The organism is Mesorhizobium sp. M2E.F.Ca.ET.209.01.1.1, from assembly GCF_004010375.2.
In the GTDB taxonomy this organism is placed as follows: Bacteria; Pseudomonadota; Alphaproteobacteria; order Rhizobiales; family Rhizobiaceae; genus Mesorhizobium.
Genome location: NZ_SADP02000482.1, coordinates 1 through 360, shown reverse-complemented (window position 1 = coordinate 360; position 360 = coordinate 1). Strand labels below are relative to the sequence as shown.

Below are 360 nucleotides of genomic sequence, written 5' to 3'. Positions count from 1 at the left end.
GTTGCGGGCATCCGCCGACTTTAGGTTGTGCGGGGTCTTGCGCTTCTTGCCGACTACCTTTTTGCCGGGCGCGCCTGCTGCCTTGGCCTTTGCGGCTTCGCCCGCGAGCCATTTCGCTTTCATGCAAATGCATGGCGCTTCCTTGTCGTCGTAGTCCTTGCAGCAGTCCAAGGTCATGTCTCGCACGCCTTCGGCGGTGAAGAACTGGACCTCGACGGTATGCTCCTTTTCGTAGCCTTCGGGGCATTCCAGTTCCTTGTAGGGCTTTATCTCAAGATCGGAGCATTTGAAGGTCGCGGGCGTGGCCGTAGCTACCTTGGGCATCGGAGGCCCGCCGGCTGTAGGCGAGGCGTGATCGTT

General features: G+C 60.0%; 1 pseudogene. It reads right to left on the bottom strand.

The features are described from left to right. Positions 1–324, bottom strand: a pseudogene (locus tag EN852_RS36580) (hypothetical protein); the annotation flags it as partial. Positions 325–360 lie beyond the last annotated feature (36 nt).